At 46.8% G+C, this 6,295-nt stretch carries 11 protein-coding genes and 1 pseudogene; 7 read left to right on the forward strand and 5 right to left on the reverse strand.

The genetic code is table 11. The features are described from left to right. Positions 1–5: 5 nt before the first annotated feature. On the reverse strand, positions 6–191 hold the full coding sequence (locus DO97_RS19795; RefSeq protein ID WP_036536079.1) for a ribbon-helix-helix domain-containing protein: 186 nt from the start codon (positions 189–191) through the stop codon (positions 6–8). Between the two features lie 948 nt (positions 192–1,139). Here DO97_RS19795 and DO97_RS19805 point away from each other — a divergent pair. The 7 genes and pseudogenes from DO97_RS19805 to DO97_RS24555 form a co-directional block, all read left to right on the forward strand. Next, positions 1,140–1,802: pseudogene (locus DO97_RS19805) on the forward strand (restriction endonuclease); the annotation flags it as partial. After that, positions 1,789–2,469 (forward strand): Uma2 family endonuclease, encoded by a 681-nt coding sequence (locus tag DO97_RS19810; protein WP_036536894.1) that lies wholly within the window; start codon positions 1,789–1,791, stop codon positions 2,467–2,469. The pseudogene DO97_RS19805 and the gene DO97_RS19810, both read left to right, overlap by 14 nt. A gap of 5 nt (positions 2,470–2,474) precedes the next feature. Further along, positions 2,475–2,600, forward strand: coding sequence for a hypothetical protein (locus DO97_RS27925; RefSeq protein WP_275575073.1), 126 nt, complete (start codon positions 2,475–2,477; stop codon positions 2,598–2,600). Continuing rightward, positions 2,576–2,863, forward strand: coding sequence for an AlbA family DNA-binding domain-containing protein (locus tag DO97_RS30450; protein ID WP_052128988.1), 288 nt, complete (start codon positions 2,576–2,578; stop codon positions 2,861–2,863). The genes DO97_RS27925 and DO97_RS30450 overlap by 25 nt, the downstream gene beginning before the upstream one ends. A gap of 135 nt (positions 2,864–2,998) precedes the next feature. Next, on the forward strand, positions 2,999–3,628 hold the full coding sequence (locus DO97_RS21635; RefSeq protein ID WP_156120690.1) for a hypothetical protein: 630 nt from the start codon (positions 2,999–3,001) through the stop codon (positions 3,626–3,628). A 5-nt stretch (positions 3,629–3,633) separates the two neighbouring features. After that, entirely contained in the window at positions 3,634–4,047 is a 414-nt protein-coding gene (locus DO97_RS21640) for a hypothetical protein (protein ID WP_156120691.1), read from the forward strand. Positions 4,048–4,479: 432 nt separating this feature from the next. Then, positions 4,480–4,713 carry a hypothetical protein gene (locus tag DO97_RS24555; protein WP_036536896.1) on the forward strand — a complete coding sequence of 78 codons (234 nt, stop codon included), beginning with the start codon at positions 4,480–4,482 and terminating at the stop codon, positions 4,711–4,713. Positions 4,714–4,752: 39 nt separating this feature from the next. On the opposite strand, the gene DO97_RS19825 is transcribed toward DO97_RS24555, so the two are convergent. The 4 genes from DO97_RS19825 to DO97_RS19835 all read right to left on the reverse strand — a co-directional run bounded on the left by DO97_RS19825 (position 4,753) and on the right by DO97_RS19835 (position 6,179). After that, entirely contained in the window at positions 4,753–5,076 is a 324-nt protein-coding gene (locus tag DO97_RS19825) for a cupin domain-containing protein (RefSeq protein ID WP_239651912.1), read from the reverse strand. A 25-nt stretch (positions 5,077–5,101) separates the two neighbouring features. After that, positions 5,102–5,356, reverse strand: coding sequence for a hypothetical protein (locus tag DO97_RS19830; RefSeq protein ID WP_052128992.1), 255 nt, complete (start codon positions 5,354–5,356; stop codon positions 5,102–5,104). A gap of 11 nt (positions 5,357–5,367) precedes the next feature. Next, positions 5,368–5,496 carry a hypothetical protein gene (locus DO97_RS27930; RefSeq protein ID WP_275575074.1) on the reverse strand — a complete coding sequence of 43 codons (129 nt, stop codon included), beginning with the start codon at positions 5,494–5,496 and terminating at the stop codon, positions 5,368–5,370. Positions 5,497–5,684: 188 nt separating this feature from the next. Further along, on the reverse strand, positions 5,685–6,179 hold the full coding sequence (locus tag DO97_RS19835) for a hypothetical protein (protein WP_036536899.1): 495 nt from the start codon (positions 6,177–6,179) through the stop codon (positions 5,685–5,687). Between the last annotated feature and the right edge of the window lie 116 nt (positions 6,180–6,295).

The following is a 6,295-nucleotide window of genomic DNA, read 5'->3' on the forward strand; positions in this document are numbered from 1 at the left end:
CCCCTTCACTTGCTTGCATGGGTTAGTTTGCCTTCCTTTTTGGCTTCTTCAATAGCGTCCTCAACCAGAATCTCAATCAGGTTGTTAAGGCTTCTGCGCTCAACCTTGGCTAAGCGCTCAAGCTCCTTCTTAAGGTCTTCTTTGAGATAAATAGATGTCCGAATCTTTTCTGTTGCCATATTGTCAGCCATGACTACATCCTTAATCATAATTACGACTTAGAGTTTAAGGGTAACACAAAAGTAGTTATTAATAGTTTATATTAAACAATAGTAGCACTACCATGAGTTTGCACACATAAAGAGAGAGCGTCCGCCGACCAAAATAAACGCTCTCTTACCCCTTACAGGAGGAACCCCAAAGCCTGGGGTATGCCACTGACAATCAAAAGCAAGGAGCAGGATACCAAATTCTTATTAAGAATACTGGTAACTCTGGTAACCACACCCCTCAAACTCCCTTGCCACAAAGCTTAGAGGCGGTTACCGGCCCCCAGAAACAGATCAGACGAGGTGGCCAGGGTAATGGCCAGGATTCTCAGCGAATGCCATCAAAGGCATTCTTGAACCGCAACCCCGACGATCGCCTGATGCCGTTATTCAATCAATTGGCACAAACGGTTGACCAGTTAGAGTCTGAGATTGCTACTTCGGAGAGTTAAGCTCTCAGAGCCATCTTGCCCTGTCTGCCGGCCGCCTTAGGGTGAACTCATGTAGGTCAGGTAAAATTGGGACTACTATTTATGCCTGATGACGAAAAAATATTCTCTAGCTATTTAGTTCTAACCTACTCTACTTTCAATAAAATCAATGCCTCCAGTCGTTATTGATAATCCTGTTATCAACTCTGCCTTTGATGAGCCGCAACGGCATTTTAAATTCGATGAGGACGGTATCACTAACGAAATCTCGGATTACCGACGAATTAGTCACTACTTTGTTCCGATCGCTCGTCCCAAGAAAAAGAGCCAGCAACTAGAGTTTGACTTAGGTTTGCTCAGCCAGGATCGGGTTGAAGAGAACAAAACGATTAACCGCATCAGAGAACGGGTCTCCCTATGGCGTAGGAGTGGGCATCAGGGCGTTACTCCCACGACGCGAAGGCTGTTGGAACATTGGAAAAATCCAGACCGAGAAAGACGGTTGCTCCAAATCACGAAAGAATGGCTGAGTCAGTGTGTGACCTACAAGTCAGGCACCTTCATTCAGGAACTTTTGCTGATCGAACTGGCTCATGATACGGCTGATTGTATTTATAGGGCGATCGCCGGATCGGAGGGTAGTCAAAAAACTCTCAAGCCGATTCTGCGTCCCTACGATACGTTTGGCTCGACTCGCTATGTGGATTTTGACACCACAAAACCCGTCTATATCACAGATTCAACCAAGTGCCATATCTCCCATGTGGTAGCAGATACGGATAGTTGGGAACAGAAAATGGCACAGGTTTTAGAAGACCTGCCAGAAGTCATTTGCTATGTCAAAAATCAGGGACTAGGGTTCACCATTCCCTACACTTTATCTGGTCAACAGAAAAACTATACGCCTGATTTCATTGTCAGGGTCAAGGATGGTAACGTTGAAACTTTGAATTTGATTGTGGAGGTATCGGGTGAAGCCAGAAAGGATAAAGCTGCTAAGATTACCCATGCTCGACAGTTCTGGATTCCAGCGGTGAATAATCATGGGGCATTAAGTCGATGGGGCATCATTGAGATTACCGATCCGTGGGATGCCGCAAATACAATAAAGGCATTCCTCAGTTCGCCCCAAACAGGAGGTCAAGTCAATGACCGTGATTAATCTGGTTAAAATTCCCATCAAAACCATTGACCTCTCTCCAGGCAGCCATCTCTCCATTCCTGATGTGACATGGGTTCAGTATGAAGCCCTCTTGGAAGAACTCGGTGCAAAACGGCGGAATCCAAGAATCAACTACTACAACGGCACCTTAGAGCTTATGTCACCTCTCCCTAAGCATGAACGCTGGAAACGGCTCATCGTCGGACTGGTGGAAAGTATCCTCAAAGCTCAGAAACGACCTTGGGAACCGTTGGGATCGACCACCTTTAAGCGAAAAAGCATGGCAGCAGGACTCGAACCAGATGACTGCTTCTATATCCAAAACTACCGGACTGTCATCGGCAAAGATCGGATTGATCTCGACATTGACCCACCACCCGATTTAGCCATTGAAGCCGATTTAACGTCCCAAACCCAGCGGGAGATTTATGAAGCCCTGGGTGTGCCAGAGCTATGGATTTATGGACGGGACAAGCTCAAGATCTACGTGCTGCGAAATAACAACTATGAGGAATCAGCCATTAGTCCCACCTTTCCAGAATTGCCTGTGGCTGAGATTTTTCCCAGGGCGATCGCCCAGGCGCAAACCCTTGGCTACAGTCAGGCATTGCTGGAGTTTGAAGCGTGGTTGAACCAGCACTTTCTATCCCAGGATAGGAACACCTAGTAATTATGGGAATCGAGGATCTTCCCAACACGATCAACAGTGGAGAAAGCTCTGATTGGGAGTTTAAGTCTGCCCGTGGTGGTGTGCCGGGGAAACCTACAGTGCAATGGCAAATACGGATGGTGGCGTAATCATTCTCGGAGTTGAAGAAGCCACCCACCAGATCAGTGGATTGGATGATCCTGCAAAAACTCGTAAACAGCTTTGGGATAACCTTAACAATCGTGGGAAAGTTAGTGTCAATTTACTAACTGAATCAGATTTGCAAGTCACTCAAATCGAGGGCAGAAGCATCATTGTGCTACGAGTCCCACGGGCTAGCAGACGACAGCGCCCCGTATTTGTGGGACAAAATCCCCTTACTGGTACCTATCGTCCTAAGAGGATGTTTTAAAAGTCTTTCAGGGTGTGTTTCACCACCCTAGCTACCTAGAAGCTAATACGAGAGAATCAGGGTTCCAGGGTTTGCGATCGCGCCTCTGAGTTGTATTTGAGGCTAAAGCCTACCCTTTTAAAACATCCTCTAACTATGAGGGGGATTATCACTGTACTCAGTGAAGTGGGGCGGATGTTGGCAGACCAGGCGGAAGAGCCTGCTGACAGCCTGATTCTTGAACATTTTGGTTTAGAGGACTTAGACGACACAAGTTTGAAACAATATCGCCAGCGGTTTGCTTCTCGCACGCCAGATCACCCCTGGCTGAGTGAAGACACAAATGGTCTACTGTCCAAATTGGGAGGATGGAGACGCGATCGCACCACTGGTAAAGAAGGACTAACGGTTGCAGGTTTGCTCATGTTTGGCAAAATGGAGACCATTCAGGAGCCTGATGGGATTCCAGCGTTTCATCTGGATTATCGGGAAAGACCTGCTGATACTTCCCAAGTTCGATGGACAGACCGACTCACCTTAGATGGAACTTGGGCTGGCAATGTTTTCCAGTTTTATCAACGGGTCATTCAAAAGCTATCGGCTGACCTCAAAATTCCCTTCCGTCTTGATCAAGAGCTTTATCGGAAAGATGACACGATCGTTCACGAGGCAATTCGAGAAGCATTGGTCAATGCCCTTATTCACAGCGATTACCGTGGGCAAGGGGGTGTAGTGATTGACAAATTCCCCGATCGCTTCGAGTTTTCCAATCCGGTAGTCTGTTAATTTCCATGCGTCAACTGCTTCAGGGGGGCATTAGCGAATGCCGCAATAAGTCCTTGCAGCTAATGTTTCAGATGATCGGCGGGGGTGAAAAAGCAGGTTCTGGTATTGACAAGATCAGACAGGGATGGGCATCTCAACACTGGCGCTTTCCTGCCATTCGAGAACAGACTCAACCGGATCGAGTCTGGCTAGTCTTGCCAATAGTCAGTATGTTGCCAGGGCAATCGCTAGAGAAACTGCGAGAGCTGTTTGGCACCCCATTTGATGGTCTGAATCAAGAAGAAGTGCAAGCCCTTGTTACCGCAGAGTTAGAAGGAGAAGTCAGCAATCGTCGGATGAAGGAATTTTGCGATCGCCATCCGTCTGACCTCACAAAAATGTTACAGGGGTTAGTGCGGAGGCATTTTTATCCTCAGTAGGGCAAGGGCGTGGAACCCGCTATACATTGCCCGGACGAGAGAATATCATTCAAATTGGTTTTGAAGTTGAGGGCAGTCTATCTCAGTCAATTCAAGACTCCCCTCAAAGCGTGGACTCCTCACAAAGTTTAGACTCCCTACCAACAGCGGAATTAGAAGTCCTTCAGAAAATTGCTGCTCCAGCTATATCCTCTCAATGGCTTCAAGAGCAAAGAACCCGGCAGATTATTTCCGAACTCTGCCAAGGGTATTTCCTCACATCTGCTCATCTTGCCCAGTTGATGAATCGTAATCCCAGTAGCCTGCGTAGTCGGTTCCTTAGCCCAATGGTGAACGAGGGATTGCTGAAACTTCGGTATCCCGACAAACCTAACCGTCCTGACCAGGCGTATCGAACTGTGGATGAACCCGCAGAAAGGAGCAATTCAGACCATGCCTAAAAAATCCTACGGCAGTAATGCAACCCCTATCGATAGCGTCAAACACAAGGACAAACGCGCGAATATCCCAACGGAGGAGTTGCGAGGGTTTGTGGCGGAGGACGAAAAGAAACCCAAAATTGTATCTAGATTGCCTGCTTCGAGTAAAAGTACAGTCGTATCAGAGTTTTCTGTCAAACGATTGGCAACGACTCAGCCTACCGAACCTGCACCAATCACGATGTAGTCGTATTTGTTCATAATATCCTTGTTTGTGAGTTCAACTTTATGTGTGTAGAAAAGCAAGATTTTCTAATGCATGGAGTGCATGAGGTGTATTTGCAGGCATGTAGACAAACACGCCCTGTTGCAAAGTAATTTCCTGTCCGCCCAAGGTGAGCACTCCGCGTCCTTCGATCACTGTCACCGAAACAGGGCGTGGCGCAGTATGCTCATGTATTTCTGTTCCAGCAGTGAGACACAGTAACGAGAAACTGTTTTGTTCATCTTTCACTAACGCTTTGCGGCTGACTCCGGGTTTGGTGTAGTCTGCCAATTCCTGTAGATTGACTGCCAATTCAGCATTATTTTTTGAAGAAGTTAGCATCATTGATCTCCTAACATTTCAAGGGTGATTACAATTCTCGAACAGCGCACAAGGCAATGTAACCCAAGTCTTGTTGGTGTTGGGTCAAGATGCGCTGCATCGTCAGGACGCGATCGCGGATCACGGGCTGTGCCAAAATATTCCAGACAATCTGCGCCGTGTGGATGACTCCTTCATCTTTCAGCACCTGAACCGGATCAAGCAGTTTCATAGCACCGATTTGCCGTTGAGATACTGTTAAATCTGCCTGAGCGATAGCGTTGATCCAGCCTTGTTCAGGCATTGGAAATCTGCTCATTTAAAGAGTTGTTCGATAGCCGCACGTCCACCCGGACGAAAAACTGTTTTACCTGCTGCCGCTAGGACGATATGAGCGGGTGCAGTTGTCAGACTGAGTGCAATTTGTGCCATTGTTTGGTTCATAGTTCTCCTGGGCTGCTAGTTGAGGCAGCTTTTAATGACTTGAGTAGACACAACTGTAGATTTGGGTAGACAGGACAGGTATGGTTGTCCAACAGTGGGAACACAACCAGCCGAGATGTTGGATGTGCCGTAGCAATGGATAAGAACAGTAAGGGCATTCGTGCATGATGATTTACCTCATTGACTGATTATGGAAACACAATTTTGGGAGCCGCCGCTTGTCCTAGAAACAGATAAGCCGCCGATCGCAACACAATTTCGGAGTAGAGAATTTTTTGGATCTCCAGGCTGGGAAGCCGTTTTGCTGCGAAGTTGTAAGCCTTAATCTCCCCTTCTAGGCTGAAGTCGGTATGAGTCAAGTAGTGGTCATAATCGTGCATTCCCTGGAAAATGAATCCGTAGATGGGATTGGGATACACAGAAGAATCATAACTATCGGCAGAGACCCAAAGATGATTTTGCTCAATATCAGCAAACATCTCTTCAGCGTTGATGTAACGCATGTAATCTGAAAATTGTAGATTCAAGGGCAGTTGATGGAACTCGTCCATCAACCAGTCACAGAGTTGGGCGATGGTTTCGTCAGAAATCTCGGCTGGCTTGCCTTCTAAATATAGTTTGGCAAGAGTTTCCTTTTGAGAGGTGGTTATGGATTCGGTTGTATTTGTTTGTGTGAGTGTCATATCGCTACCTTCCCAACCTGGAACTATCTTTAATTTGACAGGTTTCATTAATCACTTCTCTGAGCTAGCTCATAATAGGAAGACAAATAGTCAAGTCTTTCATTGGGTGGTTCAAC

The organism is Neosynechococcus sphagnicola sy1, assembly GCF_000775285.1.
Classification (GTDB): Bacteria; Cyanobacteriota; Cyanobacteriia; order Neosynechococcales; family Neosynechococcaceae; genus Neosynechococcus; species Neosynechococcus sphagnicola.

Coding starts and splice junctions, on each gene's coding strand:
- DO97_RS19795 (WP_036536079.1), bottom strand. CDS start 191: ATGGCTGACAATATGGCAACAGAAAAGATTCGGACATCTATTTATCTC.
- DO97_RS19810 (WP_036536894.1), top strand. CDS start 1,789: ATGACCGTGATTAATCTGGTTAAAATTCCCATCAAAACCATTGACCTC.
- DO97_RS27925 (WP_275575073.1), top strand. CDS start 2,475: ATGGGAATCGAGGATCTTCCCAACACGATCAACAGTGGAGAAAGCTCT.
- DO97_RS30450 (WP_052128988.1), top strand. CDS start 2,576: ATGGCAAATACGGATGGTGGCGTAATCATTCTCGGAGTTGAAGAAGCC.
- DO97_RS21635 (WP_156120690.1), top strand. CDS start 2,999: ATGAGGGGGATTATCACTGTACTCAGTGAAGTGGGGCGGATGTTGGCA.
- DO97_RS21640 (WP_156120691.1), top strand. CDS start 3,634: ATGCGTCAACTGCTTCAGGGGGGCATTAGCGAATGCCGCAATAAGTCC.
- DO97_RS24555 (WP_036536896.1), top strand. CDS start 4,480: ATGCCTAAAAAATCCTACGGCAGTAATGCAACCCCTATCGATAGCGTC.
- DO97_RS19825 (WP_239651912.1), bottom strand. CDS start 5,076: ATGATGCTAACTTCTTCAAAAAATAATGCTGAATTGGCAGTCAATCTA.
- DO97_RS19830 (WP_052128992.1), bottom strand. CDS start 5,356: ATGCCTGAACAAGGCTGGATCAACGCTATCGCTCAGGCAGATTTAACA.
- DO97_RS27930 (WP_275575074.1), bottom strand. CDS start 5,496: ATGAACCAAACAATGGCACAAATTGCACTCAGTCTGACAACTGCACCC.
- DO97_RS19835 (WP_036536899.1), bottom strand. CDS start 6,179: ATGACACTCACACAAACAAATACAACCGAATCCATAACCACCTCTCAA.